This window comes from Streptomyces sp. NPDC029292, assembly GCF_055569295.1.
This window is the reverse complement of record NZ_JBVHXR010000003.1, coordinates 24,343-44,812: the sequence shown is the minus strand read 5'-3', so window position 1 is coordinate 44,812 and position 20,470 is coordinate 24,343. Positions and strand designations below refer to the sequence as shown.

The 20,470-nt window shown below is 71.4% G+C and carries 21 protein-coding genes and 1 pseudogene; 4 read left to right on the top strand and 18 right to left on the bottom strand.

The window, feature by feature from the left end; translation table 11 throughout:
* Nucleotides 1–6: 6 nt before the first annotated feature.
* From ACZ4WS_RS08445 to ACZ4WS_RS08425, 5 genes are all read right to left on the bottom strand, one after another.
* The gene (locus ACZ4WS_RS08445) at nt 7–720 is read right to left on the bottom strand and encodes a lysophospholipid acyltransferase family protein (RefSeq protein WP_467978425.1); all 714 of its coding nucleotides are present in this window, start codon (nt 718–720) and stop codon (nt 7–9) included.
* Nucleotides 678–1,373 (bottom strand): (d)CMP kinase, encoded by a 696-nt coding sequence (gene cmk, locus ACZ4WS_RS08440; protein WP_467978424.1) that lies wholly within the window; start codon nt 1,371–1,373, stop codon nt 678–680. Before cmk ends, ACZ4WS_RS08445 begins: the two co-directional genes overlap by 43 nt.
* Nucleotides 1,374–1,494: 121 nt before the next feature.
* On the bottom strand, nt 1,495–2,580 hold the full coding sequence (locus ACZ4WS_RS08435; RefSeq protein WP_467978423.1) for a prephenate dehydrogenase: 1,086 nt from the start codon (nt 2,578–2,580) through the stop codon (nt 1,495–1,497).
* Nucleotides 2,577–2,939 carry a chorismate mutase gene (aroH, locus tag ACZ4WS_RS08430; RefSeq protein ID WP_467978422.1) on the bottom strand — a complete coding sequence of 121 codons (363 nt, stop codon included), beginning with the start codon at nt 2,937–2,939 and terminating at the stop codon, nt 2,577–2,579. Before aroH ends, ACZ4WS_RS08435 begins: the two co-directional genes overlap by 4 nt.
* Nucleotides 2,940–3,054: 115 nt before the next feature.
* Complete coding sequence (locus tag ACZ4WS_RS08425; RefSeq protein ID WP_467979241.1) at nt 3,055–3,525, bottom strand: YidB family protein; 471 nt, start codon at nt 3,523–3,525, stop codon at nt 3,055–3,057.
* A 125-nt stretch (nt 3,526–3,650) separates the two neighbouring features.
* Here ACZ4WS_RS08425 and ACZ4WS_RS08420 point away from each other — a divergent pair, with 125 nt between their 5' ends.
* The 4 genes from ACZ4WS_RS08420 (at nt 3,651) to ACZ4WS_RS08405 (ending at nt 6,152) form a co-directional block, all read left to right on the top strand.
* Nucleotides 3,651–4,313 carry a hypothetical protein gene (locus ACZ4WS_RS08420; RefSeq protein WP_467978421.1) on the top strand — a complete coding sequence of 221 codons (663 nt, stop codon included), beginning with the start codon at nt 3,651–3,653 and terminating at the stop codon, nt 4,311–4,313.
* Between the two features lie 78 nt (nt 4,314–4,391).
* Nucleotides 4,392–4,976, top strand: a complete 585-nt coding sequence (locus ACZ4WS_RS08415; protein WP_467978420.1) for a DUF6529 family protein — start codon at nt 4,392–4,394, stop codon at nt 4,974–4,976.
* On the top strand, nt 4,973–5,368 hold the full coding sequence (locus ACZ4WS_RS08410; protein ID WP_467978419.1) for a Rieske (2Fe-2S) protein: 396 nt from the start codon (nt 4,973–4,975) through the stop codon (nt 5,366–5,368). The genes ACZ4WS_RS08415 and ACZ4WS_RS08410 overlap by 4 nt, the downstream gene beginning before the upstream one ends.
* 22 nt (nt 5,369–5,390) lie before the next feature.
* Nucleotides 5,391–6,152 carry a nucleotidyltransferase domain-containing protein gene (locus ACZ4WS_RS08405; protein WP_467978417.1) on the top strand — a complete coding sequence of 254 codons (762 nt, stop codon included), beginning with the start codon at nt 5,391–5,393 and terminating at the stop codon, nt 6,150–6,152.
* On the opposite strand, the pseudogene ACZ4WS_RS08400 reads toward ACZ4WS_RS08405, so the two are convergent.
* The 13 genes and pseudogenes from ACZ4WS_RS08400 to ACZ4WS_RS08340 all read right to left on the bottom strand — a co-directional run bounded on the left by ACZ4WS_RS08400 (nt 6,078) and on the right by ACZ4WS_RS08340 (nt 20,444).
* Nucleotides 6,078–6,850, bottom strand: a pseudogene (locus ACZ4WS_RS08400) (nucleotidyltransferase domain-containing protein). The gene ACZ4WS_RS08405 and the pseudogene ACZ4WS_RS08400 overlap by 75 nt on opposite strands.
* A 23-nt stretch (nt 6,851–6,873) precedes the next feature.
* Nucleotides 6,874–7,896, bottom strand: a complete 1,023-nt coding sequence (locus tag ACZ4WS_RS08395) for an ADP-ribosylglycohydrolase family protein (RefSeq protein ID WP_467978415.1) — start codon at nt 7,894–7,896, stop codon at nt 6,874–6,876.
* Entirely contained in the window at nt 7,893–8,651 is a 759-nt protein-coding gene (locus ACZ4WS_RS08390) for an NUDIX hydrolase (RefSeq protein WP_467978413.1), read from the bottom strand. Before ACZ4WS_RS08390 ends, ACZ4WS_RS08395 begins: the two co-directional genes overlap by 4 nt.
* 133 nt (nt 8,652–8,784) lie before the next feature.
* Nucleotides 8,785–10,200 (bottom strand): MFS transporter, encoded by a 1,416-nt coding sequence (locus ACZ4WS_RS08385; protein ID WP_467978411.1) that lies wholly within the window; start codon nt 10,198–10,200, stop codon nt 8,785–8,787.
* Nucleotides 10,201–10,231: 31 nt separating this feature from the next.
* Nucleotides 10,232–10,840 carry a TIGR03086 family metal-binding protein gene (locus ACZ4WS_RS08380; protein WP_467978410.1) on the bottom strand — a complete coding sequence of 203 codons (609 nt, stop codon included), beginning with the start codon at nt 10,838–10,840 and terminating at the stop codon, nt 10,232–10,234.
* Nucleotides 10,837–11,889 carry a sigma-70 family RNA polymerase sigma factor gene (locus ACZ4WS_RS08375; RefSeq protein ID WP_467978408.1) on the bottom strand — a complete coding sequence of 351 codons (1,053 nt, stop codon included), beginning with the start codon at nt 11,887–11,889 and terminating at the stop codon, nt 10,837–10,839. Before ACZ4WS_RS08375 ends, ACZ4WS_RS08380 begins: the two co-directional genes overlap by 4 nt.
* Nucleotides 11,890–11,996: 107 nt before the next feature.
* Entirely contained in the window at nt 11,997–13,115 is a 1,119-nt protein-coding gene (locus ACZ4WS_RS08370; protein WP_467978406.1) for a pseudouridine synthase, read from the bottom strand.
* A complete protein-coding gene (gene scpB, locus ACZ4WS_RS08365) occupies nt 13,115–13,771 on the bottom strand; it encodes an SMC-Scp complex subunit ScpB (RefSeq protein WP_467978405.1) in 657 nt (218 codons plus the stop codon). The genes ACZ4WS_RS08370 and scpB overlap by 1 nt, the downstream gene beginning before the upstream one ends.
* Nucleotides 13,768–14,943, bottom strand: a complete 1,176-nt coding sequence (locus ACZ4WS_RS08360) for a segregation and condensation protein A (protein ID WP_467978403.1) — start codon at nt 14,941–14,943, stop codon at nt 13,768–13,770. The genes scpB and ACZ4WS_RS08360 overlap by 4 nt, the downstream gene beginning before the upstream one ends.
* Before the next feature lie 19 nt (nt 14,944–14,962).
* Nucleotides 14,963–15,529, bottom strand: a complete 567-nt coding sequence (locus ACZ4WS_RS08355; RefSeq protein WP_467978401.1) for a hypothetical protein — start codon at nt 15,527–15,529, stop codon at nt 14,963–14,965.
* On the bottom strand, nt 15,514–16,641 hold the full coding sequence (locus ACZ4WS_RS08350; protein WP_467978398.1) for a ParA family protein: 1,128 nt from the start codon (nt 16,639–16,641) through the stop codon (nt 15,514–15,516). The genes ACZ4WS_RS08355 and ACZ4WS_RS08350 overlap by 16 nt, the downstream gene beginning before the upstream one ends.
* Before the next feature lie 434 nt (nt 16,642–17,075).
* Nucleotides 17,076–18,200, bottom strand: coding sequence for an alanine dehydrogenase (gene ald / locus ACZ4WS_RS08345; protein ID WP_467978397.1), 1,125 nt, complete (start codon nt 18,198–18,200; stop codon nt 17,076–17,078).
* 162 nt (nt 18,201–18,362) lie between these two features.
* Nucleotides 18,363–20,444, bottom strand: coding sequence for a tetratricopeptide repeat protein (locus ACZ4WS_RS08340; protein WP_467978395.1), 2,082 nt, complete (start codon nt 20,442–20,444; stop codon nt 18,363–18,365).
* Nucleotides 20,445–20,470: the final 26 nt, after the last annotated feature.

Below are 20,470 nucleotides of genomic sequence, written 5' to 3'. Positions count from 1 at the left end.
TGTCGCCTAGTGCCCGGTGGGGCGCCCGGCGTTTTCCGGGCGTCCGGTCAGACGCCTGGCGTGGTCCAGGTGGGCGCTCAGCTGTTTCTGGATGCGGGCGGTCGCCTCGTCCAGCGCCTTGCGGGTACGCCGTCCGCTGCCGTCGCCCGCCTCGAAGGGGTCACCGAAGACGACGTCGACCCGGCTGCGCAGCGGGGGCAGCCCCTTTATCAACCGGCTGTTCTTCTCAGAACTTCCCATGACCGCCACCGGGACGATCGGCGCCCCGCTGCGTACCGCGAAGTACGCGAGCCCGGCCCGCAGCGAGGCGAAGTCGCCCTCGCCCCGGGTGCCCTCGGGGAAGATCCCCAGGACGCCGCCGTTGTCGAGGACGCCCAGCGCGTCGGTGATCGCCGTGCGGTCGGTGGTCTCGCGGTCCACCTTCAGCTGGCCGATGCCGAGCAGGAAGGGGTCGAGCGGGCCGATGAACGCTTCCTTCTTGATCAGGAAGTGCGTGGGCCGGGGCGCCACGCCCATGACCATCGGGCCGTCGATGTTGTGCGAGTGGTTCACGGCCAGGATCGCCGGGCCGGTCGCGGGGACCTTCCAGGCGCCGAGGACGCGCGGCTTCCACAGCCCGTACATCAGGCCGACGCCGATACGGCGCCCGACCTCGGCGCCCCGCTCCGAAGGTGCGGTCACTTGGCGGCCCGCTTCTCCTCGACGAGGGTGACGACGCACTCGATGACCTGCTGCAGCGTGAGGTCGGAGGTGTCCACCTCGACCGCGTCGTCCGCCTTGGCGAGCGGCGAGGTCTTGCGGCTGGAGTCGGCCGCGTCCCGCTTCAGCAGAGCCTCGCGGGTGGTGTGCACATCGGCACCCTTCAGCTCACCGCTGCGGCGGGCGGCACGCGCCTCCGGGGACGCGGTGAGGAAGATCTTCAGGTCGGCGTCGGGCAGCACGGTGGTGCCGATGTCACGCCCCTCGACGACGATCCCGGTCCCGGCGGAAGCCGCTATCGAGCGCTGCAGCTCGGTGATCCGGGCGCGCACCTCCGGCACCGCGCTGACCGCGCTCACCTTGGAGGTGACCTCCTGAGTGCGGATCGGACCCGCGACATCGGTCCCGTCGACGGTGATCGTCGGCACGGACGGGTCGGTCCCGGAGACGATCTCCGGCTTCCCCGCGACCGCGGCGATCGCGCTCGGGTCCGTGATGTCGATCCCGTTGCTCACCATCCACCACGTGATCGCCCGGTACTGGGCCCCGGTGTCCAGGTAGCTCAGCCCGAGCTGCGCGGCCACGGCCTTCGAGGTGCTCGACTTGCCCGTGCCGGAGGGGCCGTCGATGGCGACAATCACAGCCGGGGCGGTCCGGGCAGCGCCGTTTTCCACGGTGGGGACACCTTCCTGGTGCGGAGCGGAGGTTTGTACGGGACACGATCGCGCCCCGCACAAGGTTACTGGCTCCGCGGACCCCGTATTACTGGCCCTTCCCGGGCCCTGGGCAAGGGCGCTACTGCCGCAGCGCCCAGCCCCGCTCCCGCAGCGCCGTGCTCAGCACCGGTGCCGCCTTCGGCTCCACCATCAGCTGGACCAGACCGGCCTGCTGCCCGGTCGCGTGCTCGATGCGTACGTCCTCGATGTTGACCCCGGCCACCCCCGCGTCGGCGAAGATGCGGGCCAGCTGGCCCGGCTGGTCGTCGATGAGGACGGCCACCACGTCGTAGGTGCGCGGAGCGGAGCCGTGCTTGCCGGGAACGCGGACCTGCCCGGCGTTGCCGCGGCGCAGGACGTCCTCGATGCCGGTGACGCCCTCGCGGCGCTTGGCCTCGTCGGAGGACTGGAGGGCGCGCAGGGCCTGGACCGTCTCGTCGAGGTCTGCGGAGACGTCCGCGAGGAGGTCGGCGACCGGGCCCGGGTTCGCGGAGAGGATGTCGATCCACATCCGGGGGTCGGAGGCCGCGATGCGGGTCACGTCACGGATGCCCTGGCCACAGAGCCGTACCGCCGCCTCCTCCGCGTGCTGCAGGCGCGCGGCGACCATGCTGGACACCAGGTGCGGCATGTGCGAGACGAGCGCGACGGCACGGTCGTGGGCGTCCGCGTCCATGACGACGGGGACGGCACGGCAGTGCGACACCAGCTCCAGGGCGAGGTTCAGGACCTCGGTGTCCGTGTCGCGGGTGGGCGTCAGGACCCAGGGGCGCCCCTCGAAGAGGTCACCGGTGGCGGCCAGCGGACCCGACTTCTCGCGGCCCGACATGGGGTGCGAGCCGATGTACGAGGAGAGGTCGAGGCCGAGCGCCTCCAGTTCGCGGCGCGGGCCTCCCTTGACGCTGGCCACGTCGAGGTAGCCGCGCGCGACGCCGCGGCGCATGGCGTCCGCGAGGGTCGCGGCCACATGTGCGGGCGGCGCTGCCACGATCGCGAGGTCCACCGGACCGTCGGGCGTCTCGTCCGTGCCGGCGCCGAGCGCGGCCGCCGTACGGGCCTGCTCCGGGTCGTGGTCGACGAGGTGGACGACGACGCCGCGTGCCGCGAGCGCCAGGGCCGCGGACGTACCGATCAGCCCGGTTCCGATGACGAGTGCGGTTCTCACTGGGCGATGTCCTTGCGGAGCGCGCCCGCGGCACCCAGGTAGACGTGCACGATGCCGGCGCGCGGCTTGTCGGACTCGATGTGCGCGAGGACCCGTACGACTCGGGGCATCGCGCCCTCGATGTCCAGCTCCTGCGCGCAGATCAGCGGCACGTCGACGATGCCCAGCTTGCGCGCCGCGGCGGCCGGGAAGTCGCAGTGCAGATCGGGGGTGGCCGTGAACCAGATGCTGATCAGGTCCTCCGTGGTGAGCTCGTTCCGCTCCAGGACGGCGGTGAGCAGCTCGCTGACCTGCTCGTCCATGTGCCCGGCCTCGTCCCGTTCCAGTTGGACGGCGCCCCGGACCGCTCGTACCGCCACGGTGTTGCTCCTTGCTGATCTGCGTACATGTCTTGTCACACCAGCGTAGTCAGCGCGCAACGCGCGGGTGCGCGGCGCCCGCCTGACGAGACGGTCGCCGCGCACCGGGCTGGGCTCAGACCTGCTGCGCCTTGATGAGGTCCTCCAGCGAACCGGAAGGAACCTCTCCGTTCGGGGTCAGCTTGTCGACCGCCTGCGGCAGGGCCTGGGCGATCTGGGTCGCCGCCTGGTCCGCGGTGACTCCGGCCTGTTCGGCGACCTGTTTGAGGGTCTCGTCCGGCAGCGCCTGCTGGATCTGCGCGCCGGTGACCTGCTGGTTCTCGCCGGTGCCGACCCAGGAGTCTTTCTGCTCCACGAGGCCGGACTTGGTGAGCATGTCCAGCAGTCCACCGAGCTGGCTGTTGCCGCCCTGGCCGCCGCCACCGCCGATGGCCCCCAGCAGGGCGCCCAGGATGTTGCCCGCGCCGGAGGCGCCGCCCTGGCCGCCTCCGCCGAGGAGACCGCCGAGCAGGCTGCCGAGATCATTACCCGCCATGGTCACGCCTTTCGAGAGTGCGGCCGGGGGTAGGTCACCGCCCGGCCTCAGATTCTGCCAATGTCACTCGAATCGCCCTATTCCGCCACTTGTAGTCAGAACACACCCGTGCGCCTCTGGACGCGGGGGCACGGGTCCGCTCTCATGGCAGGAGACTCGCCTCGGGGGAGGCCCGCATGAAGCGTCCAGGACCCCTTCTCACTCTTCTCGCGGGCCTGCTGCTCGGCCTGTTCATGCTGTCGCTCAACGCGACGACGGGGACGAAGAGCGCGTCGTCGTACCAGGAGGAATCGCCCAGCCCGAAGGCGTCGTCGAGCCCGACGCCCACGCGGATGACGCCGTCACCGACCCCGTCTCCTTCGAAGAGCGCGCCCGCGAACGCCGACTACGCGGGCCGTACCGACGACGACTCCTCGGCGGTCGCGGTCTCGCTGCGCGACGGCAAGGCGATCGCGTACTTCTGCGACGGGCACGACAAGGAGTCGTGGCTGAAGGGCGACGTCAAGGACGACGGCACCATGAAGCTCACCGGCAAGCAGGGCGCCGAGCTGAACGGCACGCTCAAGGAGGGCAAGCAGATCCGCGGCACCGTCGACCTGGGCGGCCGGCGCTACGGATTCACCGCGGACAAGGCGGTCAAGCCGTCCGGGCTGTACCGGGCGACCGCCACCGTGCGCGGCGCGAAGCTGGACGGCGGCTGGATCGTGCTGCCCGGCGGCAAGCAGGTCGGCATCCTCGACCGCGACGGCAAGCGCTCGGCGGCGCCCCGGATCGACCCGGAGACCGGCGCCGTGACGATCGACGGCCAGACGCTCACCGCGCGACCCGTGACCCCCTGACCCGCTCTTCCCGGCCTTCTCCTCCGGCTTTCCCCTCCAGCCTGCTCCTCCGACGCCCTCCTCCGTAGGGAGCCGATCATGACCGTGGACCCGAACGCCGCCACCCAGGGCTTCCCCTCTCCCCAGCCCGCGCACCGCCGCCCGCAGCCCGCCCGCTATCTCGTCCCGGCCCTGGTCGCCGCGGCGGTCGCGGTCGGCCTCGGCGTGTACGGCAAGGTGCACGACCCGGCGGGCACCGCCTTCAACCTCGCCGGGTTCAGCAGCACGGGCGCGGTGAAGTCGTGGCTGGCGACAACGGCATTCGCCTTCGCGCTCGTCCAGCTCGTTTCGGCGTTCATGGTCTACGGGAAGCTGCCGGGGCCGAGCTGGGCGCCGGTACTGCACCGCTGGTCGGGGCGGGTCGCGTTCCTGGTGGCGGTGCCGGTGGCCGTGCACTGTCTGTACGCGCTGGGCTATCAGACGTACGAGCCGCGGGTGCTGTGGCACTCGCTTCTGGGTTGCTTCTTCTTTGGGGCATTTAGTGCCAAAATGCTCCTGCTCCGCTCGGAGCGACTGCCCGGCTGGCTGCTGCCGATCGTCGGGGGACTCGTCTTCAGCGTCCTCACGGCCATCTGGCTGACGTCGGCTCTCTGGTTCTTCCGCACGTTCGGAGTGACGACATGACGAACCCCCCGGCGCGACGCACGGTCCTCGCAACGGGCGCGGCCGCCACCCTGCTCGCGGGGTGCAGCAAGTACGGCGACAGCAACAGCAGCGCCCAGGCAGCCGGTGACGCGCTCGCCAAGACGACCGACATCCCGGTCGGCGGAGGCACGATCTTCAAGGACCAGAAGGTCGTGGTCACCCAGCCCAAGAAGGACGAGTTCAAGGCCTTCTCGGCCATCTGCACCCATCAGGGCTGCACGGTGAGCACCGTCTCGGACGGCACCATCAACTGCCCCTGCCACGGCAGCAAGTACAAGATCGAGAACGCCGCGGTGGTCCACGGCCCGGCCACGCGTCCGCTGCCCGCGAAGCAGATCACGGTGGAGGGAAATTCGATCCGCCTGGCGTGAGAGGCCACGTACGCTCCGGGACATGCATTCCGAGGCCCTGGTGCGGGACCACACGATGGTGCGCGACCACATGATCTACTCCTGCGTGATGGGTTCGCGCGCCTTCGGCCTGGCCACGGACGCCAGCGACACCGACCGCCGGGGCGTGTTCCTGGCCCCGACCCCGCTCTTCTGGCGCTTCGAGAAGCCGCCGACGCATGTCGAGGGTCCGGCGGAGGAACAGTTCAGCTGGGAGCTGGAGCGTTTCTGCACCCTCGCGCTGCGCGCCAACCCGAACATCCTGGAGTGCCTGCACTCCCCCCTCGTCGAGTCCGTCGACGACACGGGCCGCGAACTCCTGGCTCTCCGCGCGGCGTTCCTCTCCCGCCGGGCCCACGAGACCTTCGCCCGCTATGCCCTGGGCCAGCGCAAGAAGCTGGAAGCGGACGTCCGCGCACATGGCGCCCCGCGCTGGAAACACGCCATGCACCTCCTGCGCCTCCTGATGAGCTCCCGCGACCTGCTGCGCACCGGCTCCCTGACCATCGACGTCGGCGACCAGCGCGAGCCACTGCTGGCGGTCAAGCGCGGCGAGGTCCCCTGGCCGCGGTTCGAGGCCTGGATGTCCCGCCTGGCGACCGAGGCGGACGAGGCGGCGGCGGGGAGCCCCCTCCCGCCCGAGCCGGACCTGGCCCGGGTGGAGGACTTCGTGATCCGCGTGCGCCGCGCCTCAGCCGTCGAGGCGGACCCGCACGACGAACGCGTGCAGGGCGTCGTACACGGACGGAGCGTCCGGCAGTGCTGAGACGGCCTGCGCCTCCTCCAGCAGGATGTGCAGCCGCTCCACGTCGTCCTCCACGCGCGCGTGGGCGACGTCCGCCGCCCCGTGCTCCCGCTCCGCCTTCGCGGCGATCAGGTCCGGCAGATACGCGGGAGCCCCGACCTGCCCGACGAGCGTGGGCAGATCGGCCTGTACTTCGCCGCTGCGCATCAGGTGGATGCCGGTGAGCAGCACGCGGAACGTGTAAAGCAGCGGTTTGAGTTCGTCCGTCTTCTCGAACAGCCGCCACTGCGTCGTCGCGGCGTTGACATCAGCCGCTCCGCGGCGGGCCGGTAGTGATGGGCGTGATGGCGGGTGAGGACGCCGGGGGCGAGGGCGGCCAGTTCGCGGTGCGCGTCGGTGGTGTGCACGACGAGCGGCGAGAGCAGCTGCTCCAGCACATAGCCGTTGCGCCGCAGCATCAGCCGTACGAACTTGCGCAGGTCGTGGGTGACCAGGTCCATCTCGACGCCGTCACGGACCCACATGCGCGACCGGGTCTCCTCCGGCTCGCGCAGCCCGACCAGTTCGGCCGCCGGCAGCAGGTGGACACCACGCAGGTCGACGTCCGAGTCACGGGAGGGGAAGCCGTACAAGTGCGCCCCGGAGACGGTGGCGAACAGCACCGGGTCGGGCTGTTCGGCCACCACGGCTTTGAGGTCGAGGTCGAGGACGTCGGTCATCCCTGCAGCGTCCCAGATCTCCCTCACGCGTCCCAGAGCGCCCCCAGCGACATCAGGTCGCCCTGGTACTCGATCCGGTCGGCCCACGACGTCGGCCAGGCGTCCGAACCGTGGTAGGCGCCCGCGAAGGCGCCCGTCAGGCAGGCGATCGAGTCGGAGTCGCCGGAGGTGCAGGCGGCCCGGCGCAGGGCGGCGAGGGGCTCGTCGACGAACAGCAGGAAGCACAGCAGGCCGGTGGCGAGCGCCTCTTCGGCGACCCAGCCCCCGCCGGTGGCCAGACAGGGGTCGGTCTCGGGCGAGACGGTGCGCACGGCGTGCCGCAGGTGGTCCAGGATCTCCAGGCACTCGTCCCAGCCGCGCCCGATGAAGTGCTCCGGCGTGGGGTCCTGGCCGCGGGTCCACAGGTCGCCGAGCCAGCGGGAGTGGTAACGGTGGCGGTTCTCGTACGCGTACGAGCGCAGCCGGCCGACGAGTCCCATCGGCTCGACCCCTTGGGTGAGGAGCCAGATCGCGTGTGCGGTGAGGTCCGAGGCGGCGAGCGCGGTGGGATGGCCGTGGGTGAGCGCGGCCTGCAACTGCGCGGCACCCGCGCGCTGTTCGTCACTCAGCCCTCGTACGAGCCCGACGGGCGCCACGCGCATGTTGGCGCCGCACCCCTTGGAGCCGATCTGGCTGGCCTCCTGCCAGGGGCGGCCCTCTTTCTTCAGCAGGTTGCAGGCGACGAGGCAGGTGCGACCGGGTGCGCGGTTGTTGTCGGGCGACTGGTACCAGTTCACGAACTCCTCGCGAACCGGCCGCTCCATCCGCAGCGGGCCGAGCAGGCCGCGGTCCATGGCCGTGCGCAGCCCCCGCGCCAGCGCCAGCGTCATCTGCGTGTCGTCCGTGACCTTCGCGGGCCTGGGCAGCTCCATCCGGCGCCACGGCCCGCACTTGTCGAGGATCGCCGGCACGGAGTTGAACTCGGTCGGGGATCCGAGCGCGTCGCCGAGGGCGAGACCGAGCAGCGATCCGGTGGCGGCGCGCTTGGCGAGCGTCGTGGTGGTCATGTGGGCCGTCCTTCCGAGGTGGGACGCAGCAGGGGTGGGTGCAGGGATTTGGCGTCGCCCGCGCGGTAGAGCGCCGCCGGTTTGCCGCGGCCCCCGGTGAGACGCGCGGCGCCCGGGACCTGCTCGACGAAGCCCGGCGTGGCGAGGACCTTGCGCCGGAAGTTCGGCCGGTCGAGGGCGGTGCCCCACACAGTCTCGTAGACCTGCTGCAGCTCTCCGAGGGTGAACTCGGGCGGGCAGAAGGAAGTGGCGAGACAGGTGTACTCGAGCTTGGCGCCGACGCGTTCGTGGGCATCGGCGAGGATCCGGTCGTGGTCGAAGGCGAGCGGACCGAGTGCGTTGTACCGCAGCCACTGGGCCTGCGCCGCGTCGCCGCCGCCGCGCGGCTCGGGAGGATCCGGGAGCAGCGCGGCGAACGCGACGGAGACGACCCGCATCCTGGGGTCGCGGCCGGGTTCGCTGTAGGTCCGCAGCTGTTCCAGGTGGAGTCCGGAGACGTCCGACAGGCCGGTCTCCTCGGCGAGTTCGCGGCGGGCCGCCGTCTCCGCGGACTCGTCCGGCAGCACGAAGCCGCCGGGCAGCGCCCAGCGGCCCACGTACGGCTCCTGCCCCCGCTCGACGAGCAGCACCTGGAGCACGCCCGCGCGGACCGTCAGGACGGCCAGGTCGACGGTGACGGCGAAGGGTTCGAACGCGTACTTGTCGTAGCCCTCGGGTACCTGGCCGCCGGGCGCGCGGCCTTCGCGTGCGTGCACGCCCACCCACCCCCTATTTATAGTCATACTGACTATAGTCATTACGACTATAAAGCGGTGAGTGGGCGCCAACAAGCCCTGGGCGCGGGAAAGTTCCGGTATTTATGCCCGGGTGCGGGAAAATCGCCGCCCTTCAGAGCTGGGCGCGCGACGGTGCGAGCGCCGCCACCACCGCCCCCGCCGCCGAGACCCCCGCCGAGACCCACAGCGCGGGTCCGCAGCCGTCGACGAAGGCCTTCGGCGAGCCGTAGCCCCCGTACCGCGTGAACACGGCCGCGGCGACGGCGACTCCGAAGACCCCGCCCAGCTCGCGCAGCGCGTTGTTGACGCCGGCCGCGACGCCCGCGTCACCGGGCGGCACCGACGAGGTCACGGCGTTCGCGACGGTGGGGAAGACCATGGAGATGCCGATCCCGGCGATGATCAGCGGCACGACCAGGCTGCCGTAGCCGACACCGGGCTGGACCTGCCGGGCGAGCAGTCCGATTCCCACCGCCTGGAGGACGAGACCGCCCAGCATGAAGGGCCGGTTCCCGAACCGGTCGGCGAGCGCGCCCGCGAGCGGCGCGACCAGCAGCGGCATACCGGTCCACACCAGGATCCGGACGCCGGCCTGCAACGGGGAGTTGCCCAGGCCGAGTTGGAAGAGCTGCGTGATCATGAACAGGGAACCGAGCAGCGACATGAACATCAGGAAGACGGCGCCGTTGGCGGTGGAGAAGCCGCGCCGCCTGAAGTGCGCGAGCGGCAGCATCGGGTAGCGCGCCCGCGACCGCTCCCAGCCGAGGAAGGCCGTCACGAAGACGACTCCGGCGGCCAGCGCGCCCAGCACTTCGGCGCTCCCCCAGCCCGCCTCCGGCGCCCGCACCGGCGCCCAGGCGAGACCGGTCAGGCCCACGGCCGCGAGCAGCAGCCCCGCGACGTCGAGTTGGGGGCGGGGACCGTAACTCTCGCGGAGCTTGAGGGCAGCCAGGGGAAGCATCGCGAGCCCCGTCGGCACGTTCAGCCAGAAGATCCACTGCCAGGACAGGCCCTCGGTGACGGCGCCGCCGAGCACCGGTCCGGCGGCCACGCCGAGCCCGGTCACCCCGCCCCACACGCCGATCGCGACGCCGCGCTTCTCGGCCGGGAACGCGTCGCTGATCAGGGTCAGGGTGAGCGGGAGCAGGACGGCCGCTCCGGCGCCCTGGACCACGCGCGCGGCGATGAGCTGCCCGGGGCCGCCCGCGAGGGCCGCCAGGGCCGAGGCCAGCGTGAAGACGGCCAGCCCGACGACGTACATGCGCCGTCGCCCGAAGCGGTCGCCGAGCGCGGCGCCGGTCAGGGTGAGGCAGGCGAAGACCAGGTTGTACGCGTTGATCGTCCACTCCAGGTCGGACAGGCTCGCCCCGAAGTCGGCCCGCAGGGCGGGCAGCGCGGTGGCGACGACGACCACGTCGAGGGAGCAGAGCAGCGCCCCGAGTCCGGCCAGGACGACGGTCCACGCGCGGCGTGGCGGCGCGGCTCCGGCGGCTGGTTCACGGACCGGGGCCCGCAGGGTGTCAGCCATGACGTTTCCTTTCGTGAGGTCACGAGATCACTCACGAGAGGCAGACCGGCCCCGTCCCGGAAAGGAATCGCGGCGGGCTCGGGCGCCGGCCGAGGAAGGCCAGCAGCCGGTCGTCGGGCCGGGGCCACGACGACGGCACGCCGACCGGCGCGGCGAAGCGCACGCCCCGGTCCGCGTCCGCGACGACGCACCGCGCCACCGGGAGCAGCTCCGCGGCGAGCGCCGACGGAATCGGCCGCGACTGCCCGCAGGCCTGTGCCACGTCCCACCCGTGCACGGCGATCTCGACGGCGCCGACGGCGGCCAGGAGCCCCAGCTCCAGTGACCGATCACCCACGCCCACGGCGCGCTCGGCGGACGGCACCTCCCCCGACACCACCGCCCACGCCCCCAGCAGAGCGCACGCCCGCTCCCGGAAGGCGCACACGGGATCGGCCGCGCCCGGCGCGGGACACAGCCCCACGCGCCCCCCGGCGACGCCTTCGTAGAGCGCGTCCACCGAGTCGTCGAGGTGCCGGAGCAGCTCCCCCAGGTCCCACCCGGGGCACGGCGTGGCCCGCCGGAGGCTCCCGGGCACCACGGCGGCGACGCTTCCCAGGGCATACGCGAGCGAGCGTTCCAGCAGCTCCCCGGAGTTCACGACGGCACCTGCGGCAGCACCTTCGGCATCCCGAAGCGCGCGAAGAGGTCCGGATCGAGGAAGGCGGTGATGCGCGCGATGCGCACCTCGCGTACGCCGGGCACGTGCGGGGCACGTACGCCGGGCACGTGCAGGGCGCGTGCGTCGAACACCTGCGGGGCGCGTGCCGCGCGCACGTCGAGCACCTGCAAGGAGTGCGCCCGGTACGCGCCGTCCGCGCCCCGCTCGTACGCCCCCACCGCGCGCTGCCCGTTGGCCCGCGTGGGCACCATCCGCACACGTCCCCGTTCGCCGACACGCGCTCCCAGGAAGCGCAGCACGTCCTTCGTGCCGCTGAACCACTCCAAGTGGGGCGGCATTTCCAGCTCGACGCCGTCCTGGAGGAGCCCGAGCAGGGCCTCCATGTCGGCGTTTTCGAAGGCCGACATGTAGCGGTCGATCAGCTCGCGGTCCCCGGGGTCCTCGGGCTCGGTCACCAGGTCCTCGTCGGGCGCCACCTCGTCGAGCCGGGCACGCGCGCGTTGGAGGCTGCTCTTGACCGCCGCCGTCGAGGTGTCGAGCACCGCGGCGACCTCGGACGCCCGCCAGGCCAGCACGTCCCGGAGGATGAGCACGGCCCGCTGCCGCGCCGGCAGGTTCTGCAGCGCGGCGACGAGCGCGAGCCGCAGGCTTCCCCGCGCCGCCACGACGGTCGCCGGGTCGACGAGCGCGTCGGGCAGCGGCTGGAGCCACGGGACATCCGTGGCGGGGGCCCTCAGAGGCTCCTCAGGCGCGTCTCCCGGCCCGCCGAGCCCGGAGGGCAGCGGACGGCGCACCCGGCCCTCCAAAGCCGTCAGACACGTATTCGTGGCGATCCGGTGCAGCCAGGTGCGCAAGGACGCCCGGCCCTCGTATCCGTCGTAGGACCGCCAGGCCCGCAGATACGTCTCCTGGACGAGGTCCTCGGCGTCGTCGACCGACCCGAGCATGCGGTAGCAGTGCGCGAGCAGCTCCCGCCGGTACGGATCGGTCAGCCGTACGAACTCGTCGCGGTCCGTCGTCGCAGCCATCGCCGCTCCCTTCGCTCACCGGTACAGACCGGCGGAGCGGCGAAAACGAATCGGCCGGCCCCGGAGAAGTTCCGGGACCGGCCGTCGTACGCGCGGGGCCGCGAGGCCTAGAGGCCGACCTCGGCCATGAGCATGCCGACCTCGGTGTTCGACAGACGCCGCAGCCAGCCCGACTTCTGGTCGCCCAGGGTGATCGGGCCGAAGGCCACGCGCACCAGCTTGTCGACCGGGAATCCGGCCTCCGCGAGCATGCGGCGCACGATGTGCTTGCGGCCCTCGTGGAGGGTCACCTCGACCAGGTAGTTCTTGCCGGTCTGCTCGACGACCCGGAAGTGGTCCGCCTTCGCGTACCCGTCCTCCAGCTGGATGCCGTCCTTGAGCTGCTTGCCCAGGTCGCGCGGGATCGGGCCCACGATGTGCGCGAGGTAAACCTTCTTCACGCCGTACTTCGGGTGGGTCAGGCGGTGCGCCAGCTCGCCGTGGTTGGTGAGCAGGATGACGCCCTCGGTCTCGGTGTCGAGCCGGCCCACGTGGAAGAGCCGCGTCTCGCGGTTCGTCACGTAGTCGCCGAGGCACTGACGGCCCTCGTTGTCCTCCATGGTGGAGACGACACCGGCGGGCTTGTTCAGCGAGAAGAACTGGTACGACTGCGTGGCCACGGTCAGCCCGTCGACCTTGATCTCGTCCTTCTCCGGGTCGACGCGCAGACCCTGCTCCAGGACGATCTCGCCGTTGACCTCGACCCGGGCCTGTTCGACCAGCTCCTCGCAGGAGCGCCGCGAACCGTAGCCCGCGCGCGCGAGCACCTTCTGCAGGCGCTCACCCTCCTGCTCGGCGCCCGGGAAGGTCTTGGGCAGCTTGATGTCCTTCTTGCCCGCGTACCGGTCCCGGTTTCGCTCCTCGGCCCGCGTCTCGTACTCGCGGGAGCGCGCCGGCTCCGTACGGCCGCCGCGCTGCTGGCCCTGCTTGGGGCCACCCTTGGCGCCGCCGCGCGCGGACGCGCCGCGCCCGGACTTCGGGCCGTCCTTGGAGGCGCCGGGGCCCACGTCGTAGCGGCGCTCCTCGGGACGGGGCTTGCTCTCGCGCTTCGGCTTGTCGTCGCGCCCTGCCCCGCTCCTCGGCTGGGAGCCGCGCCCACCGGTCCCCCGAGCGCTGCCGCCCCCACCGGTCCCCCGGGGGTTGCCGCGCCCGCTGTTCCTGCCACTGCCACTGCCACTGCTTCGCATCAAAGTTCCGTCGTCGTCGTGTCGTCTGCATCTGCATCCGGTGCATCCGGATCGAACGACGGGACCCCTTCCAGCGTCTCGGCCTCGATCGCGTCCGCCTCGGGGAGGAAGGGCGCGAGCTCCGGGAGCTCGTCCAGACCGCGCAGGCCCATTCGCTCCAGGAAGTAGTTCGTCGTCGTGTACAGGATCGCACCTGTTTCGGGTTCCGTGCCCGCCTCCTCGACCAGACCGCGCTGCAACAGGGTGCGCATCACACCGTCACAGTTCACTCCGCGGACCGCCGAGACCCTCGAACGGCTGACCGGCTGGCGGTACGCGACGACCGCGAGCGTCTCCAGAGCCGCCTGGGTGAGCCGGGCCTGCTGCCCGTCCAGAACGAAGCGCTCGACGGCCGTCGCGTACTCGGGCCGGGTGTAGAAACGCCAGCCGCCCGCGATGAGCCGCAGCTCGAAGCCGCGGCCCTGGACGGTGTACTCGTCGGCCAGCTCGCGCAGCGCGTCCGCGATCTGCCGCTTCGGCCGCTCCAGGATCTTCGCGAGGTGCTCCTCGGTCGCGGGCTCGTCCACGACCATGAGGACGGCCTCCAGGGCGGGCTTGAGATCGAGGTCGGCGACGGTGCGCAGCCCTGCCGGGATCTCGGTGGTCTCCTCGCTCACGCCTTCTCCTTCTTGGCGTCTTCCTTGGCGTCGTCCTTGGCTTCCTCGGGCGGCCGGTCGAACTCGTCCGTCACCCTCGGCTGCTCGTCACTGTCCCCGCCGGTCCAGCGCACGACCAGCTCCCCGAGGGCGTCCTCCTGGTCGAGCGCCACGGCCTTCTCACGGTACAGCTCCAGCAGCGCGAGGAAGCGGGCCACGACGGTCAGCGTGTCGTCGGTGTCCTCGACGAGGTCGCGGAAACTGGCCTCCCCCAGCTCCCGCAGCCGCGCCACCACGATCCCGGCCTGCTCCTGCACACTGACCAGCGGGGCATGGATGTGATCGACGTACACCTGCGGCTTGGGCTTGGGCTGCATCGCCTTCACGGCGAGCTTCGCGAATCCCTCCGCCCCGATGCTGATGACCACCTCGGGAAGCAGCTCGGCGTGATGGGCTTCGAGCCCGACGGTACGGGGGCAGCGGCGGGCCTCCTCCTCGAGGCGGGCGTTGAAGATGTCCGCGATCTGTTTGTACGCGCGGTACTGCAGCAGCCGCGCGAACAGCAGGTCCCGCGCCTCCAGCAGCGCCAGATCGGCTTCGTCCTCGACCTCGGCGGTGGGCAGCAGCCGCGCGGCCTTGAGATCGAGCAGCGTGGCCGCGACGACCAGGAATTCGGTCGTCTGGTCCAGGTCCCAGTCCGGCCCCATCGCCCTGATGTGCGCCATGAACTCGTCGGTGACCTTGGAGAGGGCGACTTCGGTGACGTCGAGCTTGTGTTTGGAGATCAGCTGAAGCAGCAGATCGAAGGGCCCCTCGAAGTTCGAGAGCCGCACCTTGAAGACACCGTCACTGGCTTCTTCGGGCTCGGCAGCGGGCGGTTCCTGCGTGGCTCCTTCGGGCTCCGCAGCGGTCAATTCCCCGGTGGCTCCGACTTCCGGAGCGGTCGGTTCCTCGGTGACTCCGGCTTCCGCAGCGGTCGGTTCCTCGGTCGCTCCGACTTCCGCAGCGGGCCGTTCCTCGGTGGCTCCACCGACGTCGCCGGCAGGCGGATCGGGCACCGTCTCCACCGGAGGCACGACCTGAGGCGCGACCGGCTCCTCGACGGGGACCGGTGCCGCCCCGGGGCCCCGCCCCAGGACACGCCGACGGCCGGCGGGGCCGGAGGAGGGGGTTGAGGCGTCGTACGAGGGCATGGCGCTCGCAGGCTACCGCCTACCGCCCGCGAAGCCGTCGCACGAGAATGCTCGCGTCCCCCCGGGATTCAAGATCCGCGAGCACGACGGCGACCGCCTCGCGGACGATCCGCCCGCGGTCGACGGCCAGCCCGTGCTCACCCCGGAGCACCAGCCGGGCGTGCTCGAGATCCATGAGCTCCTCGGCCGACACGTACACCGTGATCTTCTCGTCGTGCCGCTCCCGCCCGCTGGGCCGCCGGTTGGCGGCGCGCTGGCGCTTGCGGGACTGCTGCCCGGCGGCAGAACCTTCCTGCGCCGTCTGACGCCGCCCGGAGCGCTCCGGAGCCGCACCCCGGCTGCGGGACTCCCCCGCGTCGGACTCGGCGTCGGCCGCGACATGTTCGTCGCCCTCGCCGTCGCCGCCCTGGACGGGCACCGACTGCGGCGCGTCCTCCCCGGCGGCGGCCGCGTCACTCTCGCCCGCGGGAGCCGGGACCCGGGCCTCGCCGTTGGTCCGGCGCGAGGGTGTGGACGCCTGGAGCGCCATTCCCCCGGTGGTACGGAACAGTTCGTCGGCCCCCGGCAGACTCACTCGGCGTGACACCGGGCGAGCACCTCCCTGGCGAGCTGGCGATAAGCGGCGGCACCGACGGAGTTGGAGGCGTACGTGGTGATCGGCTCACCGGCGACGGTGGTCTCCGGGAAGCGGACGGTCCGGCCGATCACCGTGTGGTAGACGTGATCGTCGAACGCCTCGACCACGCGCGCGAGCACCTCACGGCTGTGCACCGTGCGGGAGTCGTACATCGTGGCGAGGATGCCGTCGAGCTCCAGCTCGGGGTTGAGCCGCTCCTGGACCTTCTCGATGGTCTCGGTGAGCAGCGCGACACCGCGGAGGGCGAAGAACTCGCACTCCAGGGGCACGATCACCTTGTGAGCCGCCGTCAGGGCGTTGACGGTGAGCAGGCCGAGCGAGGGCTGACAGTCGATCACGATGTAGTCGTAGTCGGCCATCAGCGGCTTCAGGGCGCGCTGCAGCGTGGACTCACGGGCGACCTCGCTCACCAACTGCACTTCGGCGGCGGACAGGTCGATGTTGCTGGGCAGCAGGTCCATGTTCGGGACCGCCGTCTTCAGGAGCACCTCGTCGGCCGCCATGCCCCGCTCCATGAGCAGGTTGTAGACGGTGAGGTCGAGCTCCATCGGGTTGACGCCGAGGCCCACCGAGAGCGCGCCCTGCGGGTCGAAGTCGACGAGCAGGACCCGGCGTCCGTACTCCGCGAGCGCGGCACCCAGGTTGATGGTCGACGTCGTCTTGCCGACGCCGCCCTTCTGGTTGCACATCGCGATGATCTTCGCGGGGCCGTGGTCGGTCAGCGGGCCCGGGATCGGGAAGTACGGCAGCGGGCGCCCGGTCGGGCCGACGCGCTCACGGCGCTGACGGGCCGCGTCCGGCGCGAGCGTGGCCGCGTACTCGGGATCGGGCTCGTACTCGGCGTCGGGGTCGTAGAAGTGCCCCTCGGGCAGTTCGTCGTAGTCGGCGAAGTGGGTGCGGTTCTCGCCACTTCCGTTGCCGGCCATGGCGTTCACGTGATGGCCATCCATGCTCGGGTGTGCTGTCTGAGTCATCCGGGGACTCTTTTGGGCTGCGAAGGTTCGGACAGCGACGGAGCCGACAGCCTCGAGCCCCGTGGGGCTCTGGCCCCGCGCCGGCATTCCTGGTTGACCACCCCCGGGAGAAAATGTCGACTCATTCACAAGTCGTCTTACCTCCTTGGTGACCAGGAAACTTCTAGATAGGTCAGCGTGGCACCATGCCGACGGTTGGCGACTCTATGGCGTGTCACCGGTCCGCAGCAACACAATCCGCCGGACCCGACCCGATGTGTCGGCAACCGAACACCCCTCTGTCAAGGGCGTAAGGCCGTCGCACAGCAGGTTTCACGGGTGTGCGAATCGGTTAAAGAGTTACCTTCGTGGCGAGTTGAACGAGTGCCGCAAAGTGACCCGACACACATCCGGCCGGACCTTGTCGGGCAAGGTCCGGCCGGGTGCGCGGTGTTGACGATCTATGTTGACGTATCGCCTTTTGTCATCCCGGAGTCAGCTGAAAAGTCGACTCGGAGCGCGGCGCGGGGCCGCGCCGGGGCTCAGCCGAGCAGGGTCTCCAGCTCGAGGTGCTCGAGACCGTGCGCCTCGGCGACCTCGCGGTAAACGACCTTGCCGTCATGGGTGTTGAGGCCCTTGGCCAGCGCGGGGTCACGGCGAAGGGCCTCGACCCAGCCCCGGTTCGCGAGCTCGACGATGTACGGCAGTGTGGCGTTGGTCAGCGCGTACGTCGAGGTGTTGGGCACCGCGCCGGGCATGTTGGCGACGCAGTAGAAGACCGAGTTGTGGACCGGGAAGGTCGGCTCGGCGTGGGTGGTGGGACGCGAGTCCTCGAAGCAGCCGCCCTGGTCGATCGCGATGTCGACAAGGACACTTCCCGGCTTCATCCGCGAAACAAGCTCGTTGGTGACCAGCTTCGGCGCCTTGGCGCCCGGGATGAGGACGGCACCGATGACGAGGTCGGCCTCGAGGCAGGCCTTCTCGAGCTCGAAGGCGTTGGAGACGACGGTCTGGATCTTCGTGCCGAAGATCTTGTCCGCCTCCTTCAACTTGTTGATGTCACGGTCGAGCAGGGTCACCTGGAAGCCCATGCCGATGGCGATCTGCGCGGCGTTCCAGCCGGAGACGCCGCCGCCGATGACGACGGCCTTGGCGGGCAGCACACCGGGGACACCGCCGGGCAGGACGCCACGGCCGCCGTTGGCGCGCATCAGCTGGTAGGCGCCGACCTGCGGGGCGAGGCGGCCCGCGACCTCGGACATCGGGGCGAGCAGCGGCAACGCGCGGCTGGGGAGCTCGACCGTTTCGTACGCGATCGCCGTGGTGCCGGACTCCAGGAGGGCGTCCGTGCACTCCTTGGATGCGGCCAGGTGCAGGTAGGTGAAGAGGGTCTGGTCCTTGCGGAGGCGGTGATACTCCTCCGCGATGGGCTCCTTGACCTTGAGCAGCAGGTCGGCGGTGGCCCAGACCTCGTCGGCGGTGCCGAGGATCTGCGCACCGGCGGAGACGAACTCGTCGTCCGTGATCGAGGAGCCGACGCCGGCGTTCTGCTCGATGAAGACCTGGTGGCCGTTGCGCACCAGCTCGTGCACGCCGGCGGGGGTGATGGCCACCCGGAACTCGTTGTTCTTGACCTCGCGGGGGATGCCGACCTTCACGTCGATCACGGTCCTTGACTCAGAGGGTTCTGGGGCTATGCATGCCGAGGCGATGCAAGCCAGGCAATGCATGTCATACCCGACGTACGGGAGCACACCGGGAGACACCACGAAAGAACGCGGCGGAGCCAGTCTAATGAAGGGATTCTCTCTGTCTAGCCTTTCAATGCATCAATCTTCTGCGGATGTACTGCGGATTTCGTAGGCGTTAGTGCCTTGTTCCATGGCCATCGCGCTCTCCGGGAGCTCGTTACCCAGCATGCGCCCGGCTGCACCGCGGTGCAGCCGGGCGGCCGCCGGGTCGCCGAGCCGGTCCAGAGTGTCGGCCAGTCGGAGCTGCAGCGCGGCCTGCAGGCGCACGTCCTCGGCGCGGCGCGCCCACTCGACCGCCTCCTGGCAGGTGCGCAGTGACTCCTCGGGCCGTCCCGCGTACTCCTGGACGCGCCCCAGCTCGCTCAACGCCCTTGCCTGGGCGGCCACATCTCCGTTCCTGCGGTGTCCGGTGACGGCGGCGCGCCAGTTGCGCAGCGCCTCGCCGTAGCGGCCCGCGTAGGTGTGTGCGGTGGCGATACGGCCGTACAGCCGGGCGGCGTCCACGCGCTCGTCGCGCGCGAGGCGCTGGGCGAGCGCCCTGCCGTACCAGTCGGCGGCCCGGTCGTAGTCCCCGAGCTCCTGGTGGGCGCCGCCTACGGATTCCATCGCGCGCCCGGTCGCATACGGGTCATTTGCTGCGCGTCCGGCGTCCAGTGCGGCCCGGTAGCGGGCGAGCGCCTCGGCCGTCCGGCCGGTCTGGGCGTCCAGGTCGGCGAGGTTCAGCAGGGCCGCGGCCTTCTCGCGGGGCAGGCTGCGGCGCTCGGCGACGTCCAGGACGAGCTGGTGGATGCCATACAGCTCGGGCGCCGCGGCCTGCGTACCGACGTGCGCGACCATGGCCCGCACCAGCGCGGCCATGAGGCGGCGGGCCAGCGTGTCCAGCTCCCCGTCGGCGACCGCGAGGCGGGCGGCGGCCAGCAGGGCGGGCTGCCGGATGCGCAGCCAGTCGGCTGCGGCCCGGGGGGTCGGGAAGCGCAGGGCGCGGGGCATTCCGGCGAGCTTCTCGCGGGCGGGCGAGCTGTCGGTCTCGGTGATGGCGCGGCACGACGCCAGCAGCCGTACGGTCCGCTCCAGCATCCGGGCGCGGGCCAGCTGCAGCTCGGCCGGGCGGTCGTGGGTCTCGGTGAGCGCGCGGAGCAGCGGCAGCAGGCAGCCGGGCACCTCGTACTGCGGCAGCGGCGACTCGACGAGCCGGACGAGGCCGAGCCCGGCGAAGTCGTCGAGCGCGGCGCGGGCGGTGCCCACCGAGCAGCCGGCCAGCGCGGACGCGGTGTGCGGGTCGACGAGACCGGCCGGGGCCAGCGAGAGCAGTCGCAGTATCCGCGCGGCAGTGACCGGCAGCGAGGCGTACGAGACCCGGAAGACCCGGGCGAGCGGCGAGCCCTCGTCACTCTCGGTGCGCAGCTTCTTGGCGAGGTCGGCGACCGCCGACTGGGGGCGGGCCGCGAGCCAGCCCCCGGCGAGCACCAGGGCGGCGGGCTGGCCCGCGCACAGCTCCACCAGGCCCTCGGCGGCGAGCGGGTCGACGGTGATGCGCACCGAGCCGGTGAAGCGGTCGAGGAGTTCCAGGGCGGATTTGGTGTCCAGACCACCCAGGGTGCAGGGGCGGACGTTCGCGATGCCGGTCAGTGGTCCCCCGGAGACGGCGACGACCAGGCATTCCGGGGTGTCGGGCAGCAGGGCGTCGACCTGCCCGGCGTCGGCCGCGTCGTCGAGCAGGAGCAGTACGCGGCGAGTGGCGAGGGCCTCGCGCAGGGCCTCGCCGAGGTCGTCGGCGCCCGCCCCGGGCGGCGTGGGCAGCTCCAGGGCGGTGAGCAGCTCCCGCGCGGCGCGCTCGGTGGGCACCGGGGTGCCGTCGGGCTCGGCGAGCCGGGCGCGCAGCACGCCGTCGGGGTAACTCTCGGCGACCTGCCGTACGAGTTCCTCGGCGAGCGCGGTGCGGCCCGAGCCGGGCTTGCCCGCGATGAGCAGCACGCGCGCGCGGGGTGCCTTGCGACCGGAGAGGGTGTCCAGGCCCGCGCGCTCGATGTCGGCCCGGAGTTCCTTCAACTCTCTTGTGCGGCCGAGGAACTGACTCCCCGTGGGAGCGGACCCGGCAGCCGGGCGCTGCCCCCTGGACGACACCTTGGTGCCGCCGTTGTCCACCGCCTGATCCGTCACGGGCCACACTCCCGTCCCACTGCGCG